Below are 23,186 nucleotides of genomic sequence, written 5' to 3'. Positions count from 1 at the left end.
CTCCCGTCGTCAGCACTTGCGGCACGCCCAGCGGCCGTAGGGTGGGCAAAGGCGCACTTGCGCCGTGCCCACCACTCTTGTCGCAATGGTGGAAAGATGGTGGGCACGCTTCGCTTTGCCCACCCTACTGGATTGAACCGCGACTACTGCACGCTCAGCGCCACAAACCGCAATTCGCCGTCGGCGTTGGAGACGAGCAGCAGCACGGACTTCTTGCCGTCCTTCTTGAGCTGGTCGACCCGCTTCTGGATGTCGGCGCCGCTGGAGACGGCCTCCTGCGCAACCTCGACGATGACGTCGCCGGCGGAGAGGCGCTTCTCGGCAGCGTCCGAATTGGCGTCGACATTGGTGACGACCACGCCCTTGACGCTGTCCTTGATCTTGTAGCGCGTGCGCAAATCCTTGCTGAGCGCGGCAAGATCGAGACCGAGCGCCTTCTGCGTCACCGGCTTCTCGGGCGCCGGCTCGTCGGTCTTGACCGCGGCCTGCACCTTGTCGGGATCCTGGAGACGGCCGAGCCTGACCTTCTTGGTCTCCTCCTGGCCCTTGCGGATGACGACGACATCGACTTCCTTGCCGACCGCCGTGTCGGCGACGACGCGGGAGAGATCCTTGGGATCCTTGACGTCCTTGCCGTCGAACTTGACGACGACGTCGCCGGGCTCGATGCCGGCGGGCTTGGCCGGGCCCTTGTCATCGACGCCGGCGACCAGCGCGCCGCGCGCGGGCTTGATGTTGAGGCTCTCGGCGATCTCGTCGGTGACGCTCTGGATGCGCACGCCGAGCCAGCCGCGGCGCAGTTCGCCGAACTGGCGGAGCTGGTCGACCACGGCGACAACCGTCTTCGATGGCACCGCAAAGCCGATGCCGATCGAACCGCCGGAGGGCGAGATGATCAGCGTGTTGACGCCGATGACGTCGCCATCGAGGTTGAACAGCGGACCGCCGGAATTGCCGCGGTTGATGGAGGCGTCGGTCTGGATATAGCTGTCATACGGCCCCGAGGAGATGTCGCGGTTCTTGGCCGAGACGATACCGGCCGTCACCGTGCCGCCGAGGCTGAACGGATTGCCGATCGCAATCACCCAGTCGCCGAGGCGCAGCTTGTCGGAGTCGCCGAACTTTACTGCCACCAGCGGCTTCGGCGGCTTGATCTTCAGCACGGCGAGGTCGGTCTTCTTGTCGACGCCAACCAGGTCGGCCTTGATCTTGGTGCCGTCGTTGAGGATGACGTTGATCTCGTCGGCGTCCGCGATGACGTGGTTGTTGGTGACGACGACGCCAGCGGTGTCGATGATGAAGCCGGAGCCGAGCGAGTTGGTCTTGCGGGGCGGGTTGTCACCGCGCTCGCCGCCCTTGCTGCCGCCGCCGGGGCCGCGGCGGTTCTTGAAGAAGTCGTCGAAGAACTCCTCGAAGGGCGAGCCGGGCGGCAGTTGCGGCATGGTGTTGCTGCCGCCGCCGCCGCCCTTGGCTTCGACGGTCTGCGAGGTCGAGATGTTGACGACCGCGTCGATCACCTTCTCGGCGACGTCGGCGATCCCGTCCGGGCCACGCGCAAGGGCCGGCGTGCCGAACGCGCTGAATGCACTGACGGCGAGCGCGGCCAGCCCTAAGCGCAAGCGGGTCGGGGCAATGGTGGCAGCGGTCATTGGTATCTCCAGAGAAAAGGATCAGGCGCCAAGGATTCGCCTCCAAGACTGCGCTCGAACGGGGGGACGGCGCAAGCGCGGAGCTTAACGGGCCTCAAGACCCGGATAATACGGCGAAAACCAGTCTCTCGCCTTCACTTTGGCGTTGGCGTGACGCCTAAATCGGACGGCGCATAACCCAGATCAAGACCAGGCCGGCCACGGCCGAACCGATCCCAACCGCCCGCAGGATATTGTCCGGCGTGGCGATGGCGCTTTTCATGGCCTTGCGCATCCAGTTCGGACTTGCCGCGAACATCAAGCCTTCCAGCACGAACAGGATGCCTAAGCCGATGAGGAAGTCGGCGAACGCAATGGACCTCATCGGAATGGAACCTCCCGTAGTGCTGTTCTTGTCTGGACGAAGGGCGGCAGAACTGCCGCCCTCTGTCTGGCTCACGGCTTCGCCGGCGTCTCGGTCGCCGTCTTGCCGGACGGGTTACCAAAGAACCGGAAGAAATCCGAGTCCGGCCGCAGCAGGAAGCGGGTGTCGTTCGCGCGCAGCCCGTTCTCATAGGCTGTCATCGACCGGTAGAAGGCGAAGAAGTCGGCGTCCTTGCCGTAGGCTTCCGCGAACAGGCGGTTGCGCTCGGCGTCGCCGACGCCGCGGATCTGCTCGGCCTGCGATTTGGCTTCCGCCTCGATCACGGTCGCCTCGCGGTCGGCCTTGGAGCGGATCTCCTGTGCCTTCTGGCCGCCCTGCGCACGGAACTCGGCGGCTTCGCGCTCGCGCTCGGTCTTCATGCGCTGGTAGACCGCCTGGCTGTTCTGCTCCGGCAGGTCGGCGCGGCGGATCCGGACGTCGACGACCTGGATACCGTAGCCGTCGGCCTCGCGATCGAGCTGGTCGCGGATGCGCTGCATCAGCTTCTCGCGGTCGTCGCGCACCACGTTGATGAAGGTGACCTCGCCGAGCACGCGGCGCAGCGCCGCGTTCAGGAGCGTGGTGAGCTGGATGTTGGCAGCCTGGATCGAGCCGACGCTCTGGTAGAAGCGCAGCGCGTCCTTGATGCGGTAACGCGCGAAGGCGTCGACCACGAGCCGCTTCTGGTCGGACGCGATCGCTTCCTGCGACGGGTTCTCCAGATCGAGGATCCGCTTGTCGATGTTGATCACCGAATTCCACGGCGCCTTGAAGTGCAGGCCGGGCGCGGTGACGACGTCGACGGGACGGCCGAACTGCAGCACGATGGTCTGCTCGGTCTGTTGCACCGTGAACAGCGACATGTAGCCGACGATCACGACGAGCAGGAGGGCGAGCAGCGTGACGATACCTGTGACCGGAGACCTCATCGGTTGCCTCCGCTCGACTGCTGACCGGTGGTAGGCGGCCGCTTGGTTGTCAACTCACTGAGCGGCAGATAGGGCACGACGCCCTGGCCCGAGGGGCCGCCGTCATAGACGAGCTTGTCGGCGCCGCCGAGCACGCGCTCCATCGTCTCCAGATAGATCCGTTCACGCGTCACGTCGGGCGCCTTCTTGTATTCCTCGTAAACCTTCAGGAAGCGCGAGCTCTGGCCCTTGGCCTCGGCGACCGTCTGCTCCCTGTAGCCTTCGGCGGCCTGCGTGATCTGCGCCGCACGTCCGCGTGCCTGCGGCACGACCTGGTTGGCGTAGGTCTGCGCCTCGTTCTGCAACTGCTCGAGATTGGCGCGCGCCGCCTGGACGTCGCGGAACGCGTCGATCACCTGCGCCGGCGGGTCGACCTTCTGCATCTGCACCTGGCTGATGAGAATACCGGCGCCGTAGCTGTCCAAAGTCCTCTGGATCAACTCCTGCACGCCCTGTTCAGTGACGTTGCGCGCACCGGTCAGGATCGGCTGGATCTGCGAGCGGCCGATCACCTCGCGCATCGCGCTCTCGGAGACCGCCTTCACGGTGCCTTCGGGATTCTGGATGTTGAAGAGGAAGTCGCCGACGCCGTCCGGCTTGATGCGCCAGAGCACGGTGAAGTCGACGTCGACGATGTTCTCGTCGCCGGTCAGCATCAGGCTCTCTTCCGGCACGTCACGAATGGAGCGGCCGCGTCGCGCCGGATCGTCGATCAGCGTCATGCCGATGGAGATCGTGTTGACGCGCAACGCCTTCGGCAGCAGCACGGTTTCGATCGGATAGGGCAGATGATAGTTCAGACCCGGCTGCACGGTGCGGACATGTTTGCCGAAGCGCAGCACGACGCCGAGCTCTTCGGATTGCACCCGGAAGAAGCCCGACAGCAGCCAGAACGCGATGATGAGCAGGACGATCAGCGTGATGCCGATGCCGGAGAAATAGCCGCCCGGCATGATCTGCTGGAGGCGGTCCTGGCCGCGCCGCAGAAGGTCTTCCAGATCCGGCGGCCTTGGCCCGACCGGTTGCGGGCCGTTGCCCCATGGTCCCTTCGGACCCGAGCCCCATGGGCCACCGCCCTGATTCTTCCACGGCATTCGACGCTCTCCTCGGCAGGGTGAAAATCGCCCCCGCCCGCTTTGTCCGGTCCGGCTTTATAGGGGACAGGCAAGTCCCTTACAACGCGGCCCGGGCTGTCCCTCGAGCTATGCTCGGGCACGAAAAAGTCAATGTAAACATTGACGAATGCGGTTAATTGCCCGCCCGCCGACGATATGTCACATAGGAGTAGTCGGCGCTGTCGTCGGGTCCGGCAGGATGCCGGATGCGCTCAACCTCATCCCACTCTGCCTTGTCGATGTCGAAATGCGTGTCGCCTTCGGGGCGCGCATGCACTTCGGTGATTTCGAGGCGATCGGCGCGATCGAGCCATTGCCGGTAGATCTCGGCGCCACCGATCACCGCGATCTCGGCGACCGAACGCCGCAGGGCATCGCCAAGCGCAACCGCGCCCGCATCGGCAGCCGATGTCGTGACGATGGCGCCATTGGCGCGATAATCCGCATCGCGCGTGATGACGATGTTGGTACGGCCAGGAAGCGGCCGGCGCAGGGTTTCGAAGGTCCTGCGGCCCATGATCACGGGCTTGCCGATCGTGAGCGCCTTGAAGCGCGCCATGTCGGATTTCAATCGCCACGGGAACCCGTTGCCGGCGCCGATGACGCCGTTCTCCGCGATCGCTACGACGAAGATGATCTCCATCAGGACGCGCTCCCTGCAAGTCGTGTCAGCGCGGGGCCGGTGACGCGGCACAGCGTCCAGTCGTCCATCATGACGGCGCCGAGCGATTTGTAGAACGCGATCGACGGCGCGTTCCAGTCGAGCACCGCCCATTGCAGCCGCGACCAGCCGTTGTCGACGCACTCCCTGGCGAGATAGACCAGCAGCGCCTTGCCGAGGCCCTTGCCCCGATGCGACGGCCGCACATAGAGATCTTCGAGATAGATGCCGTGACGGCCGCTGAAAGTAGAGAAATTGACGAACCAGACCGCAAAGCCGACGGGCTCGCCGTTCCACTCGGCAATGGCGCAATAGAGCTGCGGACGCTCGCCGAACAGCGCTTCCGCAATCATCGCCTCGGTCGCCTCGACTTCGTGCGAAAGCTTTTCGTATTCGGCAAGCTCGCGGATGAGAGCAAGAACCAGCCCGGCTTCACCGGCGCGCACGCGGCGGATGGTCAACGACATCTGCGTTAGACCGCGACTTCCGCCTTGATGTGCGGATGCGGGTCGTAGCCGACGAGCTCGAAATCCTCGTAGCGGAAGGAGAAGATGTCCTTCACATCGGGATTGATCCGCATCACCGGCAGCGTCCGCGGCGCGCGCGTGAGCTGGAGCCGCGCCTGCTCCAGGTGATTGGAATAGAGATGGGTGTCGCCGAGCGAGTGGACGAAGTCGCCGGGCTTCAATCCCGTGACCTGCGCCACCATCATGGTGAGCAGCGCGTAGGAAGCGATGTTGAAGGGCACGCCGAGGAAGACGTCGGCCGAGCGCTGATAGAGCTGGCACGACAATTTGCCGTTGGCGACATAGAACTGGAACAGCAGGTGGCAGGGCGGCAGCGCCATCTTCTCGACGTCGGCGGGATTCCAGGCGGTGACGATCAGCCGGCGCGAGTCCGGGGTGCGCTTGATCATGTCGATGACATTGGCGATCTGGTCGATGCTGCGCCCGTCGGCCGTGGGCCAGGAACGCCATTGACGGCCGTAGACCGGCCCGAGATCGCCATTGGCATCGGCCCACTCGTCCCAGATGGTGACGCCGTTGTCGCGCAGATATTTGATGTTGGTGTCGCCCTTCAGGAACCACAACAGCTCATGCACGATCGCCTTCAGCGGCAGCCGCTTGGTGGTCAGCATCGGGAAGCCGGCAGACAGGTTGAAGCGCATCTGATGGCCGAACACCGACAGCGTGCCGGTGCCGGTCCGGTCGGTCTTCTCGGCGCCGTCTGAAAGAATCCGCTCGAGCAGGTCCTGATACTGGTGCATGTGCCATTGAGCCTTTGGGGAGGCGGCGAACTTAACGGCGCGCCCCGCGCTACGACAGCAGCGATTCGCTGTTTAAGCCCATTATACCCCGAAAAGTGACTGTTCCCGGTGCAAACAACAAGAGGCGGAACTTGCGTCCCGCCCCTCGCCTATCGGCTTGAAAGTGCTCGTTAAGTTGCCGGCTTGAGCACCGGGGTCCACTTCGCGATCTCGTTCTTGACGAGGGTCGCCAGCGCCTCCGGCGTCCGGTCCTTGGGCCCCGGAATGACGCTGCCGAGCTCGAGCAGGCGCTTCTTCACCGTCTCGTCGTCGAGCGCCTTGATGGCGGCGGCATTCAGGCTCGCGATGATCGCGGGCGAGGTTCCCTTCGGCGCGAACATCGCGTTCCAGGCCTGGGCCTGGAAGGCAGGCAGGCCAGCCTCCGCCGTCGTCGGCACGTTCGGCAGCGACGGATTGCGCTCGGCCGTCGCGATCGCATAGGCCTTGATGGTGCCGGCATTGATCTGCGGCACCGCATTGACGATCTGGTCGCACATGTAATCGACCTGTCCGGCCACCAGCGCATTCATCGCGGGGCCCGTGCCGTTGAAGGGCACGCCGACCGGCTTGACGTCGAGGATCGAGTGCAGGAGCTCGCAGGAGACGTGCGAGACCGAGCCGACGCCGGCATGCGCGGCGTTGACCTTCTCGGCGTTCGCTTTCAAGTAGGCGACGAACTCCTTGAGGTCTTTCGGCGGAAAGTCCTTGCGCGCCAGGATCAGGATCGGCGTGCCCGCGAGCAGCGCGACCGGCTCAAAATCCTTTTCCGGGTGGTAGGCGAGTTTCGGATAGAGCGGCACGGAGGCGGCATGCGTGCCCATATGCCCGGTAATGAGCGTATAGCCGTCATTGGCCGCGCGCGCAGCGCGCGTGGTCGCGGTGGTGCCGCCGGCGCCGACCACGTTCTCGATGATGATGCTCTGTCCGAGCGTCTGCGCCATGTGCCCGGTGACGATGCGCGAAATCACGTCGGTCGGTCCGCCGGCCGCGAACGGCACGATCATGGTGATGCTGCGCGTCGGATAGGTCTGCGCCTCCGCCGGTGCGACAAAGCCGCACAACGATGCGAACGCCGCAGCACATGCGCCCGCAAGCGCGCGAATGGAAGTCATCTCGATCCCCTCGGACGTAAAACAAAAATGCCGGCCACAGGGCCGGCATTTTCATTTCACGAAGCGGTCACACAAGTCGATTGGACTTCCGAATGCGGCGTGCGGACGCAGGGCGCCGCGACGACGCAGGCGCGGTCAGTTCTCGGATTCGGTGAACACCTCATCGCGCTTGGCGCGCAGCACGGGCAGGACCGTGAGGATCAGCAGAAACGCCGCGATCGCCAGCAGCACCGCCGACAACGGACGCGTCAGGAACACGCTCCAGTCGCCGCGCGAGATCAGCAGCGCACGACGCAGGTTCTCTTCCATCAGCGGTCCGAGCACCATGCCGAGCAGCAGCGGCGCCGGCTCGAAATCGTGCTTGATCAGCCAGTAGCCGACCAGACCGAAGACGCCCGCGAGGATGACGTCGACCGGTGCGTTGTTCACCGAGTAGATGCCGATCGCGCAGAAGATCACGATCGAGGGGAACATCAGCCGGTAAGGCACGCGCAGCAGCCGCACCCAGATTCCGACGAGCGGCAGGTTGATGATGATCAGCATCAGATTGCCGATCCACATCGAGGCGATCATGCCCCAGACCAGATCCGGCTGCTTCTGCATGACCTGCGGGCCCGGCACGATGCCATGGATGGTCATCGCGCCGACCATCAACGCCATCACCGCGTTCGGCGGGATGCCGAGCGTCAGCAGCGGAATGAACGATGTCTGCGCCGCAGCGTTGTTGGCGCTTTCCGGCCCCGCCACGCCCTCGATCGCGCCGCGGCCGAACCGCGACGGGTTCTTGGCGAGCTTCTTCTCGAGTGTATAGGCGGCAAACGACGCGATGACCGCGCCGCCGCCCGGCAGAATGCCGAGGATCGAGCCGAGCACCGTGCCGCGCAGGATCGCAGGCGCCGAGTCGGTCAGGTCTTTCCTTGTCGGCATCAGGCCGGTGATCTTCTGCTGCACGAGATCGCGATTCATCTCGGCGCCGGCGTCGAGATTGCGGATGATCTCGGCGAAGCCGAATACACCCATCGCCACCGTCGCGAAGCCGAGGCCGTCGGCGAGCTCCGGAATGTTGAAGGCCATGCGCGAGGCGCCGGTCTCGATGTCCGAGCCGACGATCGAGAGCAGCAGGCCGAACACGATCATCGCGATCGCCTTCAGCACCGAGCCTTTGGCCAGCACCACCGCGAAGATCAGGCCGAGCACCATCAGCGAGAAATACTCGGCCGGACCGAACGCCAGCGCGAGCTTCGTGAGCGGCGCGCCGAGGACGGCGATCAAGACGGTCGCAACGCAGCCGGCGAAGAACGAGCCGATCGCGGCGATCGCCAGCGCCGGGCCGGCGCGGCCCTGCTTGGCCATCTGGTGGCCGTCGATGGCGGTGACGACCGAGGTCGCCTCACCGGGTATGTTGACCAGGATCGACGTGGTCGAGCCGCCATACTGGGCGCCGTAATAGATGCCGGCGAGCATGATCAGCGCGCCGACCGGCGGCAGGCCGAAAGTGATCGGCAGCAGCATCGCGACCGTCGCGATGGTGCCGATGCCCGGCAACACGCCGACCAGCGTGCCCACGAGGGCGCCGATCAGGCACATCAGCAGGTTGATCGGAGAGAACGCGACGGCAAAACCGTGAGCGAGGTTGGCAAAGAGCTCCATTACACCCTCACTGAACCAGGAAACGCGGGAACATCGGCATCGGCAACCCGAGCACGTACGGGAACAGGATTGCGCAGCCGAGCGTCAGGCAGGCGCCGACGATGGCGGCCTCCAGCCAGCGCGTCTCATGCGAGCCCAGCGCTGCAATCATGAAGCTCACGAAGGCCGTGACCACGAGGCCGAGCGGCCGGATCGCCAGCGCGAAAAACAGGATCGCGACCATCACGAACAGCGGCCCGCGCCAGGAATAATGGGCCATCGCCGGCCCATCGGTCAGAAGGCCGGTCAAGGCGATGCCGGCCGACAAGGCCACCAGCAATCCACCGAACATCCGCGGTGCCGTGCCGGCGCCGAAGGAGAAGCCGCGCATGCCCTGCAGATCGCTCGACGCCCACAGCGCGAACAGGGCGAGCGCCATCAGGATGACGCCGCCGACATAATCCTGCGCCGACCGGATCGTCATGAACAGCGTGAGGATCGCCACTGCAAACAGTGGATAGGAATAGATCAGGGCCAGCAGCACATCGGATGATGCCTTCTTGGTGCCGGCACCGAACGATCCGAATATTGCACTGGGCGCGCCGGCGAGCAGCGCCGTCGCATGGCCGGTTACGACCTGCAGTGGGCCGCGCCCGGCACCCCAGCCGAAGATCGTCCCGATCGACCAGATGAATTCGAAAATCTGCGGCGCGATCGCCAGCAGGCAGAAGCCGATCGCCACCGAGGTGTTTCGGGTGGCAGTCGCCGAGTGGCCCATCGTGTCGGCCATGCTTGTCTCCTCCGCGACTCCTAAGTCACGAGCACTGTTGTTCTAATCGGCTGGAAAAGGATCCCCCGCCCGGATCACTGCCTAGCGATTTTCATTACACAATGCCAGCAAAACCAATCAGGCCTCCGGCGAGCAGAAGCCAGAGTGGATTGATGCGCGAGACGGACGCGAGCACTGCAACCGCCGCGGTCAGAAGCAGCGCAGCAAAGGTGCGATCGGTCGACTGGGCCAGGATCAGGGCGCTGGCTGCCATCAATCCAATCGATAGCGGAACCAGTGCAGTCTGAATCAAGGCGGGCCAGCGGGATTGGCTGGGCCGGCTCAGCAGACGGCTGACATAATAGGCAAGCAGCGCCGTTGGCAGGCACATCGCCAGCGTCGCCGCCAGCGCGCCGGGGATGCCGGCGACGGCATAGCCGATTAACGTGACGATAAGCACGTTCGGACCTGGCGAGAGCTGTGCGATCGCATAGGCGTCGGCGAACTGCTTCTCGGTCATCCAGTGATGCACGTCGACCGCGATGCGGTGCATCTCCGGTACCGCCGCCGCAGCGCCGCCGACTGCGAACAGCGACATTAGACCAAAGGTGGAGATCAGCGCCCAGATCGGGTTTTCGCTGTTCATGCTGCTACCTTCCGCCGCACCCAATATGTGACGCCGATACTGATTGGAATCGCGACCAGCAGCACCGCCTGGAGCGGCAGGCGAAGCACGCCGATCGCAACGAACACGCCGAGCATGAGAATGAGCACGACGACGTCCATCCGCTTGAGCAGGGGCATCATCATGCGAAAGACCACCGCGATCAGCAGCCCGACCGCCGCGCAGGAGATGCCCGCGAGGATCCGGCGCAGCACCTCCACATCGCCGAACCGGGCGTAGATGATCGCAAGCACGGTCATGATCACCGTCGGCGGCAGCAACAGCCCGGTAAAGGCGGCAACGCCGCCGGCGATGCCGCGCAGCCGCGACCCGAACACCATCGACAGGTTGACGATGTTGGGCCCGGGCAGGAAATGGCAGAGCGCAAAGGTCTCGTTGAACTCGTCCGCCGTCATCCAGCGGTGCTGATCGACGATGGCGTGGCGGGCAAACACCAGGACCCCGCCGAAGCCGGCCAGCGACATCCGGGCGAAGGCCAGGAACAGCGCGACGAGGCCGGGCGGAGGAGCGTGGGCGGCTGGATGGTCCGGCTCTTGGGCGGCCGGTGCTGAATCCGTGGACATGTCAGGAGCTTAGAACGCTGGCCGTCCCAGGGCCAAGATCATACCGAGGCCCGGCCGGAACCTATCCAAAGGGAACCGTGGGATCGCCGCTCGAAACACCTGTCATTTGAAACCTTTGCCCCCTATATTGGGGGTGCCGGTTCGCCGGCTATGGAAATAAACGGTCGTCGCAATAAACCATTCGGACCCGGGGGCGGTACCCGGCGCCTCCACCAAAGCCCACCAGCGGGCTCACCCAGAGCGGGTTTTGGCGGGGGCGAAATAGGATCGACGAGGGCGTAAAGGGCGTGCTTTTTCCCGGTATTGTTCCGCCGTTATCGGGCTACTGCAATAGTTGCCAACGACAACTTTGCTCCGGTTGCTCAGGCTGCGTAACGCAGTTTGAAAGACCATCTTAAAGTCCTAACGGGTTAAGCTCCGTTAGGCGGGGTTCGGAGGCACCTGGCAACAGAAGCCTCCACTTACCTCTTATTTTTATTTCCTTCCCGGCGGGGACTCCTGCTGACCCGTCAGGCGCGGTACTATTGCGGCTTGGCGAGTCGGGCCGGCAGGGCCCAACTCCTGGAATGCAACAGGACCACCATGGCGACCGATCATATCCGATACGATGTGCTGGCCCGCGACGCGCTGCGCGGCGTGCTGCGGAAGGTGCTGACCGATGCCGCGTCCCATGGACTGCCGGGCGAGCACCATTTCTTCATCACCTTCGTGTCGAAGGCCGAGGGCGTGAAGCTGTCGTCGCGGCTCCTGGCGCAATACCCGGAAGAGATGACGATCATCCTCCAGCACCAGTTCTGGGATCTGACCGTGCTCGAGGACCGTTTCGAGGTCGGCCTGTCCTTCGGCGGCATTCCGGAGCGGCTGATCGTGCCGTTCAGCGCGATCAAGAGCTTCCTCGATCCGTCCGTGAAGTTCGGCCTCCAGTTCGACACCTCCGATGTCGCCGAGGTCTCATCCGAGACATTGCCGGCCGCTCCCGCGCCGTCGGCCGTCGCAGTGCCCGCGCCTGCCAGTGAGCCGGCCGAAAGTGCCGAGGAGCCGACCGCCCCGAACCAGGGCGGCGCCGAGGTGGTGCGGCTCGATCGTTTCCGCAAGAAATGATCTAGGTTGGGCGCGAAACGGTCGCGCCCGGCCAAACTGCCGATATAGAAGAGCACATGAAGAGGCTGCACGGCATTCCGTGCCGCAGAATGGATGTGCTCATGGCCAAGACTGCTCGCTCGAAGACTGCTCGCTCGAAGACTGCCCGCCCCGCCAGCCGCACCGAGACCGACAGTTTCGGTCCCATCGAGGTCCCCGCCGATCGCTATTGGGGGGCGCAGACCGAACGCTCGCGCCAGAATTTCCGCATCGGCATCGACCGCATGCCGATCGAGCTCGTGCATGCGCTCGGCATCGTCAAGCTCGCCGCCGCACAATCCAACCTCGCGCTCGGCCTGCTCGACCAGCGCCGGGCCAACGCCATCATCCGCGCCGCGCGCGAGGTGATCGAGGGCAAGCTGGACGATCATTTCCCGCTTGTCGTGTGGCAGACCGGCTCGGGCACGCAGAGCAACATGAATCTCAACGAGGTCATCGCCAACCGCGCCAATGAGCTGCTCGGTGGCGAGCTCGGCGCCAAGAAGCCGGTGCATCCCAACGATCACGTCAACATGAGCCAGTCGTCGAACGACTCGTTCCCGACCGCGATGCACATCGCGGCCGCAAGCCGCATCAATGCCGATCTCGTCCCTGCCCTCGGCGAGCTGCTGCGCGCGCTCCGCAAGAAGGAGAAGGAGTTCGCAAAAATCGTCAAGATCGGGCGGACACACACCCAGGACGCCACGCCGCTGACGCTCGGCCAGGAATTTTCCGGCTACGCCGCGCAGGTCGAAAGCGGCATCGCCCGCCTCAAGGTCGCGGTGAAGGACCTCTATCCGCTGGCCCAGGGCGGCACCGCCGTCGGCACCGGCCTCAACTCCAAGCCGCGCTTCGCAAGACTGTTCGCAAAGCACGTTACTGGGATTACGAAGCTGCCCTTCACCAGCGCCGCCAACAAATTCGAGGCGCTGGCCTCGAACGACGCCTATGTGCTGGCGCACGGCGCCATCAATTCCGTCGCGACAGGCCTGTTCAAGATCGCCAACGACATCCGCCTGCTCGGATCGGGCCCGCGCTCGGGCCTCGGCGAGCTGATCCTGCCGGAGAACGAGCCGGGCTCCTCGATCATGCCCGGCAAGGTCAACCCGACGCAGTGCGAGGCGATGACGATGGTGTGCTGCCAGGTGTTCGGCAATCACACTGCGATCACAGTCGCCGGCAGCCAGGGCCATTTCGAGCTCAACGTCTACAAGCCCGTGCTCGCCTACAACATGCTGCACTCGATCCGGCTGATGGCGGACGCCGCGCGCTCCTTCACTGAACATTGCGTCAGCGGCATCCGCGCCGACGAAAAGCGCATCAGGGAGCTGATGCAGCGCTCGCTGATGCTGGTGACCGCGCTCGCCCCGAAGATCGGCTATGACAACGCCGCCAAGGTGGCGAAGACCGCGCATGCCAACGGCACCACGCTGAAGGAGGAGGCGCTGCGGCTCGGCTTCGTCTCGGCCGACGAGTTCGACCGGCTGGTGCAGCCGGAGAAAATGACGCGGCCTGGATGAATTCCGAATTCCGATAGTCATCCGTAATGATACGGTGCCCTGGGGCTCATAAATATAAGGCCTAAGGGCCGGGATTTGATTACCGTCAATGTTGTGGCGAGGCGGCGTGCTACGCAGGCCTCTCTGCCCTTTGACGGGGCTAATTCATCGTTTGATGGCCCGAGGGGCCAATTGACGAGGACGAGCGAATGGCGATCAAGTCTCATAGGGCGCAACACGGCACCCAGTTTCTGAATGTTTCATCCTGCCAGAAGAGGAGCGGATGATGGAGACGCGGCATGGGGAACGTCATCAACCTGAATCGTTTCAGGAAGCGCGCCGAGCGGGAAGCCACGGCGAAGCAGGCGGACGTCAACCGGGCGAAGTTCGGCCGCACGAAGGCGGAGCGGTCGGCGGAGGAGACACGCGCGGACCAGGCGAAGGCGCATCTGGACCAGCATCAGATCGATCGCGAGGATCAGTCATGAAGTCGCCCGTGGTGAAACGGTCGATCGTGGTCGCCGGCCACAAGACCAGCGTCAGCCTGGAAGAGGCGTTCTGGAACGGCATGAAGGAGATCTCGGGCCTGCGCAACATGACGCTGTCCGAGCTGGTCGGCGAGATCGACGGCAACCGCCAGCAGGGCAATCTGTCCTCGGCGATCCGCCTGTTCGTCCTCGACTACTTCAAGAGCCGCGCCATGGCCGCCATCCAGCCGGAAAAGGTCCCGGCCCAGTAGCCGTTGGGCGTCCCCCAACGGCGCCTCACGGTTCTGCACTTTAAAATCACTCTAAGGTGCAGTTTCAGCCGACCCGCGCGCTTGACCTCACTGCCCTGCGTTGAAAATACAGGGCATGACCGACACCAATGACACGCGTTCGCGGATGCCGCTGGGCCTGGCCCAGCGCGGCTATATCGGCATCATCCAACACCTTTCCGCCGGGGATGCGGGCTCCGCGCTCTCGGACATCGAGCTCGAGAGCCGGCTGATCGAGCTCGGCTTCGTCGAGGGCGCCCGGGTCGAGGTCCTGCACGAGGGCCTGGTCGGGCGCGACCCGATCGCCGTCCGTGTCGACAACATCACGATTGCGGTCCGCCGTCGTGAAGCCATGGCCATCATTGTCGCCTAGATAGCGACCGGAAATCTGATCCCATGGAAGCTCCTCTGCTGCATCTCGCCCTGGTGGGCACGCCGAACAGCGGCAAGACGTCGCTGTTCAACGCGCTGACCGGCAGCCGACAGAAGGTCGCGAACTATCCCGGCGTCACCGTCGAGCGCAAGGAAGGCTTCTTCGTCACGCCCCTGGGACGCCAGGTCTCGGTGGTCGACCTGCCCGGCACCTACTCGCTGCGCGGCCGCAGCCCGGACGAGGAGATCACTCGTGACTTCGTGCTCGGCAAGGCGTCCGGCGAAACCGTGCCCGACCTCGTGCTGTGCGTGGCCGACTCGACCAATCTGCGCCTGACCATCCGCCTGCTGCTGGAGCTGAAGCGCACCGGCCGGCCGATGATCCTCGTGCTCAACATGTTCGACATCGCGAGCCGCCGCGGCATCACCGTCGACGTGGAGCGGCTCGCCAAGGAGCTCGGCGTGCCCGTGGTCACCTCGATCGCGGTGCGCAAGAGCGGCACGGCCGACCTGTTGGCGCTGACGGACGAGATCTCGGCGAAACTCGCCGCGGAGCCGCGGGAGAACAGCTGGAGCGCGCTCAGCGTCGCCGAGCTGCGCGCCACCCAGCGCGAGGCCGACCGCATCATCGCCGACTGCGTCAGCCTGCCTGCTAGACCCGACACCTGGACCGCGCGGATCGATGCGGTCGTGCTGCATCCGGTCGGCGGCCTGATCGTGCTCGCTCTCATCCTGTTCGTGATGTTCCAGGCGGTGTTCGCCTGGGCACAGCCGCTGATGGACCTGCTCAACAACGGCTTCGACGCGCTCGGCGAATTCGTGCACGCCACCCTGCCCGCCGGCCTGCTGCAGAGCTTCCTTCAGAACGGCGTGATATCTGGCGTCGGCAGCGTCATCGTGTTCCTGCCGCAGATCATCATCATCTTCCTGTTCATCCTGCTGCTGGAAGACTTCGGCTACATGGCGCGCGCCGCGTTCCTGATGGACCGCATCATGGGCGGCGCCGGCCTGCACGGCCGCGCCTTCATTCCGCTGCTGTCGAGCTTTGCCTGCGCCATTCCCGGCATCATGGCGACGCGCGTGATCGACAACAAGCGCGACCGGCTGACCACGATCCTGATCGCGCCGCTGATGACCTGCTCGGCGCGCATTCCCGTCTACACGCTGATCATCTCTGCCTTCATTCCGGCCAGGGACGTCTGGGGCTTCATCAACCTCCAGGGCCTCGTGATGTTCGGCCTCTACGCCGCCGGCATCACAAGCGCGCTGGTCGTCTCGTTCCTGATCAAGTTCTTCATGCTGCGCGACTATGCGCCGGCGCCGTTCATGCTGGAGCTGCCGGACTACAAGATGCCGCGGCTGAAATCGATCGCGATCGGCGTCTACACGCGGGCGAAAATGTTCCTGCATCGCGCCGGCACCACGATCTTCTCGATGATGGTGCTGATCTGGTTTCTGGCCTCGTTCCCGCAGCCGCCCGCGGGCGCCACCGAACCCGCGATCGACTTCAGCCTCGCCGCGATCATCGGCAAGGCGCTCGAGCCGCTGCTGGCCCCCGTCGGCTTCAACTGGCAGATCGCGGTCGCGCTGATCCCGGGCATGGCGGCGCGCGAGGTCGCGGTCGCAGCCCTCGGCACCGTCTATGCGATCGAAGGCGGCAAGGAAGCGGCCGAGCAGATCGGCCAGGTGCTGGCGACGAAATGGTCGCTCGCCACCGCGCTGTCGATGCTGGCCTGGTACATCTTCGCCCCGCAATGCGCATCCACGCTCGCGGTGATCCGGCGCGAGACCGGCAGCTGGACCTGGATGGCCGTGACCTTCTTCTACATGCTGGTGCTGGCTTATGCCGCGAGCCTTCTGACCTACAACGTCGCGGTCGCGCTCGGCGCGGGGTAGCGCCCTCTCCAAACTAAAATTGCGAAAACAACCCCATGCACAGTAGACGGGGATTGTCGGGCTCGTGATCGGTGACGTCAGTGAAGTCGTTGATGCATCCGAGGAAACAGACGTAACCCGGATGGAGCGCAGCGAAGTCCGGGAAAGCGCATCTGATGCGAGGATTCCCGGATTGCGCTACGCTCCATCCGGGCTACGGACTACGGCGTGCCGGTTGCGCCGTCGGGCAAAACAGGAGCAGATGGCATCCTCCCGGGATTCCCACCTCGACTGCGCCACCATACGACTGGACGCGTTCGGTCCGAACCAAAATCAACAAATCAAATGGAGGCGACGCAAGGCCTCCTCCGGTGCCTCATCATTACTGGCAAACATAACCGCAGGAATTGATGCCGGACATCCGCGCGTTTGCTTTCGCTCCCCATGAAAAAGGCCCCGGTCGATGCCGGGGCCTGAGTTCACTGGGAGGACTTTGGATCAATAGCGCGCCGCGCCGTAACCGCCGAAGCGATAGTTCACGCGAACCGTGACCATGTCGATATCCTGGGTGACACCGCTGCCGGTGAGGGTGAACCCACCGGGTGTGACCACGCCTGCGAAGGAGGTGTTGTCACGCCCCATCCAGAGGTGGTCGTATTCGACACCGACCGTCCAGTTCGGGCTGAAGCCATACTCCCAGCCAACACCCAGGGCACCGCCCCAGCGCGTGTGACCTGCCGAGGCGAGGCCGACGCCTGTGACGTTGTTGAAGATGTCAAAGCGATTGCGCGTCACGGCGGCGCCGCCCTTCACGTAGAGCAGTGAGGCGTTCCATGCCCAACCGAGCTGAGCCGTGAACAGCCCGATCGCATCGGTCTTGCCCGTGGTCGAGATAAACGGATCGATCACGCTGACGCGTGTGTTCTTGATCTCGGCCCAATCACCCTGAGCTTCCAGGCCGAGCACGAACTGATTGGTCTGCCAGCGATACCCGATCTGTCCACCGACGAGGCCTCCGGAGCGATCGGCGCAACCACTTGCGACGTTGCCTGCGGGCGTTATCAAATCGACGCAACCGTGGCTCTGCCCCCAGCCTCCGTTGGCGCCGATGTAAAATCCGGTCCAGTTGTAAACCGCCACCACCGGTGCCGGCGGCGGCGCCTTGACGGCCATATCGGCCGCCATGGCCGGAGCCGCCATGCTCAGCGCAGCGAAGCCGATCGCCGCGATCGAAAGCTTTTTCTTCATCGTTTCGTCCCCTTTGCTCAAATTTCTTTCGTCAGAAGCGAGCCCTAATGCAGGCTGGCGTGCATAAAGCTTGCGAACATCCTGAAGTTTACGCGCGAGGGGATTTTGGGCTCGTATCAAAATGGCAACACCCAAGCGCCATCGCTGTGCACAGAAGAGTGCTTAGTCAGTCTTTGAAGTGCCGTGCGCTCCAGCACCGTCCTGTTCGTCAGCAAGCCACGCGCCGATGCCGGAGGATGGGATCACCCGCTTCGGCAGGTGCGGGTTGATCGTGCCTGCAAAGACGGAAAGTCCCTCATCGCGCTTGGCGCGCGCAAACAGCTTGGCTTCATGTTCAGTCGCGAAGGTCTTCGTCTCGCGCGGACTTCGTTGTCTCGGCAGAACGCCTCGCCGTTGCACTTCGAAGGTGACGTACCAGGTCGGACTCATTGCGCACACCAACATGTCACCAGTCCCTAGAGTCGCCTTATGGTGCGGCTGTCATCCGCCTGTTTGATTCAGATCAAGCAGCGACTTGACTGCGAACGCTTGACGCGCCGGGCTGCGAACTGAGGATCGGTTGACCCGTCGGGCAACACAGGAGCACGATGGCATCGTCGGCTTCAGTGACATCCGGCTCGCGACCTTCTCCGTCCTGCGAGTGGCGGTGCGGTACCGTCTTCGGGCTGGATCGGCGTCGTGATCAGGGCCGACCGCCACCCCATCAGCAGGGAACCCGGCGCCGATCTGAGAGTTCGTTCCAAGGCCGTTCGGCTTAACCGGGCGCGAGCCCTGGGACTCGCGCAGGGGCGGTGGCGCCCTTCTCTCGAAGCGTCAAAGGGGATCAATGAGCAGTCCATCCAGCACTGTTACGGACAGTGCGCCCCGAGAGCTGTCCAGAATATCGACCGGCAGCGCCGGGCTGGACGACATCCTGGGTGGCGGCTTCGACGCCAACCGGATGTATCTCTACGAGGGGCAGCCCGGCACGGGCAAGACCACCATCGCGCTTCAGTTCCTGCTGAGGGGGGTGCGGGACGGAGAGCGCGTGCTCTATATTTCGCTGTCCGAAACCAAGCGCGAGCTGGACGTCGTGGCGCAGCGGCACGGCTGGACGCTGGACGGCATCGACATCTTCGAACTGGTTCCGCCGGAGACGACGCTCGATCCGGAGCGCGAGCTCACGGTGTTTCATCCCGCCGAAATGGAGCTGAGCGAGACGACCGGCCTGATCTTCAGGGAAGTCGAGCGGGTCAATCCCAACCGCGTCGTGCTCGACAGCCTGTCCGAACTGCGCCTGCTTGCCCAGAACCCGCTTCGTTACAGGCGCCAGGTGCTGGCCCTGAAACATTTTTTCACCAACCGCAATTGCACAGTGGTCCTGCTCGACGATCTTTCGTCATCTCAGGACGATTTGCAGCTCCATTCCATTGCGCACGGCGTGGTGATGCTCGAACAGGTCGCGATCGATTACGGCGCCGAGCGGCGCCGGCTCCGCGTGATCAAGATGCGCGGCATCCGGTTTCGCGGCGGGTTTCACGATTTCACGATCGAGCGAGGCGGCCTGCAGATATTCCCCCGCCTGGTGGCGGCCGAACATCACAAGACCTTCGTCGGCGACTTCACCCCGAGCGGCAACGCCGAGCTCGACCAGCTCCTGGGAGGCGGCCTCGAGCGCGGCACCAATGCGCTGCTCATCGGCGCCGCCGGCGTGGGCAAATCATCGGTTGCGCTCACCTACGCGATCGCGGCGGCCGAACGTGGCGAGCACGCGGTGTTCTTCGCGTTCGATGAAGGCCGCGGCACGGTCGAAGCGCGCGCCCGGACACTTGGCCTGCACCTGCAAGAACACGTCGATTCGGGGCTTGTCCGGTTTCAGCAGATCGATCCCGCCGAGCTGTCGCCGGGTGAGTTCGCCGCAAACGTGCGAAAGAGCGTCGAGGCCGACAATGCCCGTCTCGTCATCATCGACAGTCTGAACGGCTATCTGGCCGCGATGCCCGACGAGCGATTTCTCATCCTGCAGATGCACGAACTCTTGAGCTACCTGGGGCAGCAGGGTGTGCTGACCATCCTGGTCCTCGCCCAGCATGGCCTCGTCGGTCCGATGGATACGCCTCTCGACATCAGCTATCTCAGCGATTCCGTGGTCATGCTGCGCTATTTCGAGGTCGGCGGAACGGTGCGGCGCGCTCTGTCTGTCGTCAAGAAGCGCAGCGGCCGACACGAGCATACCATCCGGGAATTTCGGCTTAGCAGCGCCGGCATCACGCTCGGCCCGCCCCTGAGGGAGTTCAGCGGCATCTTTTCCGGCAATCCGCATTATACCGGGGCACCTAAGCCCGAAGGGTCGGTTGAATGAGCGTTGAGCGAGATCACCATGTTCTCGTCTTTGCTCCGATCGGGCGCGACGGACTTGCCTCCGCCGAGCTGTTCCGGAGTTCGCACCTGGAAGCGACCAGCTGCCGCAGTCTGCCCGAACTCGTCAGCGAGATGGCAGCCGGCGTCGGCGCCGTTTTCGTTGCCGAGGAAGCTCTGTTCGGGAAAGACACCTCGCCGCTGGCACAATGGATCGAGAGCCAACCGCCCTGGTCCGACCTGCCCTTCGTCGTCCTGACCAGCCATCGCGAGCAGCCGGCCGTCCTTGCCTGGCGCCGCAGCATTGTCGCGCTTCTCCGTAACGTCTCGCTGCTCGAGCGGCCGGTTCAGCCAATGACGCTGACCAGCGCCGTTCAATCGGCACTGCGCGCGCGGCGGCGCCAATACGAAATCCGGGCTCTGTTCGCGGCGCGCGAACAGGCGGCTCAGGAGCTCGAGACGCTGGTGGTCGAGCGCACGCGGGCCCTTGCGGAAGCCGTCGAGCAATTGCGCGTCGAGATGGACGAGCGTGCCCGGGTCGAGGAGACGCTTCGGCAAGCCCAGAAGATCGAAGCCATCGGACAGCTGACCGGCGGGGTGGCGCACGACTTCAACAATCTGCTGATGGTGATCTCCGGCGGCCTCGACATGCTCGACCGCCAGACCGATCCGGACCGTCGCCGCCGGCTCATGGACGGGATGGTCCAGGCCGCCCAGCGCGGGGCCAGCCTGACCAGGCAGCTTCTCGCGTTCTCCCGCCGGCAGACGCTCCGGCCGGAGCCCGTCGACGTCGCCTCGCAGATGGGCGGCATGCGCGAACTGCTCGATCGAAGCCTGAGAGGCGACGTCCATGTCGAGTTCGATTTTCCGGACACGCTCTGGCCGGTGGAGGTCGATCCCGGCGAGCTCGAACTCGTGATCCTCAACCTCGCCGTCAACGCCCGCGACGCCATGCCCAATGGCGGCACGATTCTCGTGCGCGGGGAAAATCTGCCCGATCTGAATGACGAGCAGATCGCCGGAGACTATGTGCGCCTGTCCGTCGTCGATACCGGTGTCGGCATGAGTCCGGAGATCCTGTCACGCGTTTTCGAACCATTCTTCACGACCAAGGAGGTCGGAAAGGGCTCGGGGCTCGGGCTCGCCCAGGTCCATGGATTCGCGACGCAGTCGCGGGGGACGGTCCGCATTCGATCGGAAGTCGGCCGAGGCTCCAGCATCGAACTCTATTTGCCGCGATCGCTCAGCACTCCTTCCAGGGAGCGACACCTGATCGATCTCAACATGGTGCGGCCGAAGAAGAGCAATCATGGCCGCATCCTTCTGGTCGAAGACGATGACGAGGTTGCCGCGCTGGTGAGCGAGATGCTGGGCCAGCTCGGTTACGAGGTCACGCACGCGGCGAGTGGCGCGGCCGCGCTCGGTGCCCTGGCCGACGGCCGCGCCGTCGACCTCGTCTTTTCCGATGTCATGATGCCCGGTGGCATGAATGGGGTCGAGCTGGCGCGGGAGATCAAGAGAAGGCGAAGCGACATACCCGTGCTTCTGACCAGCGGATACTCCGAAGCCGCAGTTCACGACGCCGAATTGGCGGGTCTGCAGATTCTGCCGAAACCCTACCATATCGACGAGCTGGCCGCGGCGCTCAGCGCGGCAAAGGCAGAACCCGGGCGCGACATGGAGTCCAAGCGGTCCAGCCGCTGCTGACGCGTGCGGTGTCGCATCGCGAAAGCGATCGACGACCGGCCGCCAAAGCGGCTATCAGTCTCCATGGACCGCTTCAGCACCGACAGATTGACCGCCGAGAGGCTTCGCGAAGACCACCTCGACGACCTCGTCACGCTGCATCTCGATGCCGAGGTGTCCCGCTATCTCGGCGGCGTGCGTGCACCCGAGGTCACCAAGACCTATCTCGCGACCAACATGGCGCATTGGGACCAGCACGGTTTTGGGCTGTGGGTGCTGCGAACGAAGGACGGCGCCTTCGCCGGGCGAGCGGGCATCCGGCACATCCTCGTGGACGAAATCGACGAGATCGAGATTGCCTACGCATTCAAGCGCGAGTTCTGGGGCCGCGGATTTGCGAGCGAGGTCGCAATCGCGCTGACGGACATTGGGCTGTCGCACCACGAACTGCCGTCTCTCATCGGCCTTGTCTATGTCAGCAACGGCGCATCCCGCCGCGTGCTGGAGAAGGCCAATTACATCCTCGAGAAGAGTACGACGCGTCATGGCACTGATGTCGTGATTTACCGCGCTCGGCGGTGAGATGCGTCTCGCAGGATGGGTAGAGCGAAGCGAAACCCATCCTTGCTTCCGGGCGCGTTGAAGCGTGATGGGTTTCGCTGTGCTCTCCCCGTCCTACGGGCTATCGCAAAGCCGCTTTAGGCTCCGCCGGTGCGGAGCCGGACAACCGACTGCGGCAACGAAGCGAGAAACAGCACAACGCACACACACAGCAGGACGATGTCCTTGAACAGGAACTCGCCGGCCAGATTCCACGCCATCGGATCGGTTGACAGGCTCCATGTGACGACGCCCGGCGTCGTGAAGAAGAACGACCACGTGATCGCGAAGGTCATCATGCCCATGAACGAACCCAGCGCCGACAAGACCGGACTGAAGCTGCCGGCCACGAGCAGCGCCGCGATCACGAATTCGGCGACACCGAGAACATAGGCCTCTCCCCTCAGGCCGAATACCGACAGCCAGGAGATGAACGGGCTGTGGCTGATGAACTGGGCGATACCCTGTGCGGATTGCAGTGTGAATTTCTGCATTCCAAACGATACGAATATGACCACCATGACCCAGCGCAGAATGGCGAGCGGACGATAAGAGCCTCCACCATTCTCCGCGACGTTGAATCCCATCATGCGACGATTTCTCCCCGGATTGCGCATCCATCTATTGGCGAACGAAGCGTCCGCTACGGGCTATTCGGAGGGGAGCGTCCGTCGTTACATCCGCGGCGGGGTTCCACGATCACAGCTGCGTGCAATGCGCGTGTCCGCGCCACGGTCGAGACTCGCGCATTTCGGATCGACAGGCTCTAGCCGTCGCCGCAATTGCGATGACAGTGCATTCAATTGATGCGCACGGGGTCCCCGGCTTCGAGT

At 64.1% G+C, this 23,186-nt stretch carries 24 protein-coding genes and 1 other RNA gene; 10 read left to right on the top strand and 15 right to left on the bottom strand.

The genetic code is table 11. The annotated features are described in order from the left end of the window. Positions 1 to 143: 143 nt before the first annotated feature. From AB7531_RS10280 to AB7531_RS10225, 12 genes are all read right to left on the bottom strand, one after another. Positions 144 to 1,649: a Do family serine endopeptidase gene (locus AB7531_RS10280; protein ID WP_063981621.1), complete on the bottom strand. Its 1,506-nt coding sequence runs from the start codon at positions 1,647 to 1,649 to the stop codon at positions 144 to 146. Between the two features lie 157 nt (positions 1,650 to 1,806). Beyond that, the gene (locus tag AB7531_RS10275) at positions 1,807 to 2,013 is read right to left on the bottom strand and encodes a DUF2065 domain-containing protein (RefSeq protein ID WP_025038031.1); all 207 of its coding nucleotides are present in this window, start codon (positions 2,011 to 2,013) and stop codon (positions 1,807 to 1,809) included. Positions 2,014 to 2,084: 71 nt separating this feature from the next. Continuing rightward, positions 2,085 to 2,981 (bottom strand): protease modulator HflC, encoded by an 897-nt coding sequence (gene hflC, locus AB7531_RS10270; RefSeq protein WP_063981620.1) that lies wholly within the window; start codon positions 2,979 to 2,981, stop codon positions 2,085 to 2,087. Then, entirely contained in the window at positions 2,978 to 4,114 is a 1,137-nt protein-coding gene (gene hflK, locus AB7531_RS10265; RefSeq protein ID WP_063981619.1) for an FtsH protease activity modulator HflK, read from the bottom strand. Before hflK ends, hflC begins: the two co-directional genes overlap by 4 nt. Before the next feature lie 154 nt (positions 4,115 to 4,268). After that, complete coding sequence (locus tag AB7531_RS10260) at positions 4,269 to 4,778, bottom strand: dihydrofolate reductase (protein WP_084794997.1); 510 nt, start codon at positions 4,776 to 4,778, stop codon at positions 4,269 to 4,271. Then, positions 4,778 to 5,263 (bottom strand): GNAT family N-acetyltransferase, encoded by a 486-nt coding sequence (locus AB7531_RS10255; protein ID WP_063981618.1) that lies wholly within the window; start codon positions 5,261 to 5,263, stop codon positions 4,778 to 4,780. Before AB7531_RS10255 ends, AB7531_RS10260 begins: the two co-directional genes overlap by 1 nt. A 5-nt stretch (positions 5,264 to 5,268) precedes the next feature. Beyond that, entirely contained in the window at positions 5,269 to 6,063 is a 795-nt protein-coding gene (locus AB7531_RS10250) for a thymidylate synthase (RefSeq protein WP_063981617.1), read from the bottom strand. Between the two features lie 170 nt (positions 6,064 to 6,233). Next, on the bottom strand, positions 6,234 to 7,214 hold the full coding sequence (locus AB7531_RS10245; protein ID WP_063981616.1) for a tripartite tricarboxylate transporter substrate binding protein BugD: 981 nt from the start codon (positions 7,212 to 7,214) through the stop codon (positions 6,234 to 6,236). Positions 7,215 to 7,349: 135 nt separating this feature from the next. Further along, a complete protein-coding gene (locus AB7531_RS10240) occupies positions 7,350 to 8,864 on the bottom strand; it encodes a tripartite tricarboxylate transporter permease (RefSeq protein ID WP_028147708.1) in 1,515 nt (504 codons plus the stop codon). A 7-nt stretch (positions 8,865 to 8,871) separates the two neighbouring features. Next, positions 8,872 to 9,633, bottom strand: coding sequence for a tripartite tricarboxylate transporter TctB family protein (locus AB7531_RS10235; protein WP_063981615.1), 762 nt, complete (start codon positions 9,631 to 9,633; stop codon positions 8,872 to 8,874). Positions 9,634 to 9,727: 94 nt separating this feature from the next. Next, positions 9,728 to 10,258: a chromate transporter gene (locus tag AB7531_RS10230; protein ID WP_063981614.1), complete on the bottom strand. Its 531-nt coding sequence runs from the start codon at positions 10,256 to 10,258 to the stop codon at positions 9,728 to 9,730. Then, the gene (locus tag AB7531_RS10225; RefSeq protein WP_063981613.1) at positions 10,255 to 10,860 is read right to left on the bottom strand and encodes a chromate transporter; all 606 of its coding nucleotides are present in this window, start codon (positions 10,858 to 10,860) and stop codon (positions 10,255 to 10,257) included. The genes AB7531_RS10230 and AB7531_RS10225 overlap by 4 nt, the downstream gene beginning before the upstream one ends. Before the next feature lie 96 nt (positions 10,861 to 10,956). On the opposite strand from AB7531_RS10225, the gene ssrA reads away from it, so the two are divergent. The 7 genes from ssrA to feoB all read left to right on the top strand — a co-directional run bounded on the left by ssrA (position 10,957) and on the right by feoB (position 16,503). After that, positions 10,957 to 11,322, top strand: a transfer-messenger RNA (tmRNA) gene (ssrA, locus tag AB7531_RS10220). Between the two features lie 120 nt (positions 11,323 to 11,442). After that, positions 11,443 to 11,961, top strand: a complete 519-nt coding sequence (locus tag AB7531_RS10215; protein WP_063981612.1) for an SspB family protein — start codon at positions 11,443 to 11,445, stop codon at positions 11,959 to 11,961. 89 nt (positions 11,962 to 12,050) lie between these two features. Beyond that, a complete protein-coding gene (gene fumC, locus AB7531_RS10210) occupies positions 12,051 to 13,499 on the top strand; it encodes a class II fumarate hydratase (RefSeq protein WP_028156440.1) in 1,449 nt (482 codons plus the stop codon). Between the two features lie 278 nt (positions 13,500 to 13,777). Next, on the top strand, positions 13,778 to 13,966 hold the full coding sequence (locus AB7531_RS10205; RefSeq protein WP_063981611.1) for a DUF4169 family protein: 189 nt from the start codon (positions 13,778 to 13,780) through the stop codon (positions 13,964 to 13,966). After that, positions 13,963 to 14,217: a ribbon-helix-helix domain-containing protein gene (locus AB7531_RS10200; RefSeq protein WP_014493044.1), complete on the top strand. Its 255-nt coding sequence runs from the start codon at positions 13,963 to 13,965 to the stop codon at positions 14,215 to 14,217. The genes AB7531_RS10205 and AB7531_RS10200 overlap by 4 nt, the downstream gene beginning before the upstream one ends. A 115-nt stretch (positions 14,218 to 14,332) precedes the next feature. Further along, positions 14,333 to 14,608 carry a FeoA family protein gene (locus AB7531_RS10195; protein WP_063981610.1) on the top strand — a complete coding sequence of 92 codons (276 nt, stop codon included), beginning with the start codon at positions 14,333 to 14,335 and terminating at the stop codon, positions 14,606 to 14,608. A gap of 23 nt (positions 14,609 to 14,631) precedes the next feature. Next, positions 14,632 to 16,503 carry a ferrous iron transporter B gene (feoB, locus tag AB7531_RS10190; RefSeq protein WP_063981609.1) on the top strand — a complete coding sequence of 624 codons (1,872 nt, stop codon included), beginning with the start codon at positions 14,632 to 14,634 and terminating at the stop codon, positions 16,501 to 16,503. 477 nt (positions 16,504 to 16,980) lie between these two features. Here the strand turns inward: feoB and AB7531_RS10185 are convergent, their stop codons facing one another. Beyond that, the gene (locus AB7531_RS10185) at positions 16,981 to 17,730 is read right to left on the bottom strand and encodes an outer membrane protein (RefSeq protein ID WP_063981608.1); all 750 of its coding nucleotides are present in this window, start codon (positions 17,728 to 17,730) and stop codon (positions 16,981 to 16,983) included. Between the two features lie 162 nt (positions 17,731 to 17,892). After that, positions 17,893 to 18,159, bottom strand: coding sequence for a hypothetical protein (locus AB7531_RS10180; RefSeq protein WP_063981607.1), 267 nt, complete (start codon positions 18,157 to 18,159; stop codon positions 17,893 to 17,895). A 397-nt stretch (positions 18,160 to 18,556) separates the two neighbouring features. Here AB7531_RS10180 and AB7531_RS10175 point away from each other — a divergent pair, with 397 nt between their 5' ends. The 3 genes from AB7531_RS10175 to AB7531_RS10165 all read left to right on the top strand — a co-directional run bounded on the left by AB7531_RS10175 (position 18,557) and on the right by AB7531_RS10165 (position 22,335). Beyond that, entirely contained in the window at positions 18,557 to 20,071 is a 1,515-nt protein-coding gene (locus tag AB7531_RS10175) for an ATPase domain-containing protein (RefSeq protein ID WP_063981606.1), read from the top strand. Then, the gene (locus AB7531_RS10170; protein ID WP_063981605.1) at positions 20,068 to 21,774 is read left to right on the top strand and encodes an ATP-binding protein; all 1,707 of its coding nucleotides are present in this window, start codon (positions 20,068 to 20,070) and stop codon (positions 21,772 to 21,774) included. The genes AB7531_RS10175 and AB7531_RS10170 overlap by 4 nt, the downstream gene beginning before the upstream one ends. A gap of 63 nt (positions 21,775 to 21,837) precedes the next feature. Then, on the top strand, positions 21,838 to 22,335 hold the full coding sequence (locus AB7531_RS10165; protein WP_063981604.1) for a GNAT family N-acetyltransferase: 498 nt from the start codon (positions 21,838 to 21,840) through the stop codon (positions 22,333 to 22,335). Between the two features lie 116 nt (positions 22,336 to 22,451). Here the strand turns inward: AB7531_RS10165 and AB7531_RS10160 are convergent, their stop codons facing one another. Next, positions 22,452 to 22,943: a YkgB family protein gene (locus AB7531_RS10160; RefSeq protein ID WP_084794996.1), complete on the bottom strand. Its 492-nt coding sequence runs from the start codon at positions 22,941 to 22,943 to the stop codon at positions 22,452 to 22,454. Between the last annotated feature and the right edge of the window lie 243 nt (positions 22,944 to 23,186).

It is taken from the genome of Bradyrhizobium sp. 63_E2_N1_3, assembly GCF_052076005.1.
Lineage (GTDB): Bacteria > Pseudomonadota > Alphaproteobacteria > Rhizobiales > Xanthobacteraceae > Bradyrhizobium > Bradyrhizobium barranii.
This window is presented reverse-complemented; position numbering and strand designations above follow the sequence as displayed.